General features: G+C 68.7%; 1 pseudogene. It reads right to left on the minus strand.

Going from position 1 to position 230, the window contains the following annotated elements:
* A pseudogene (gene relA, locus ACSHWJ_RS16140) lies at positions 1-230 on the minus strand (GTP diphosphokinase); the annotation flags it as partial.

Raw genomic sequence — 230 nt, forward strand, 5'->3', positions numbered from 1 at the left:
TTCCGCGGCGGTACGGGAGGCGGCGGGAATCCGGGCACCTGGAGCGCGGCGGCCAGTTGTCCGGGACCGCTGTCGCCGCGGCCGATGGCGAGCAGGACGTCATCGGGCCGCGGCAGGTTGAAATGGCGGGCCAGGGCGTCGAGGTCGACGTCCCTGGTCTGGAGCTTGTGCTTTTCCTTTTCGAGTATGGCCTTGCCGGCGCGCAGGTGCTTGTCGTGGTCCTGCTGTTT

Source organism: Methylococcus sp. S1M (assembly GCF_051295855.1).
GTDB lineage: Bacteria > Pseudomonadota > Gammaproteobacteria > Methylococcales > Methylococcaceae > Methylococcus > Methylococcus capsulatus.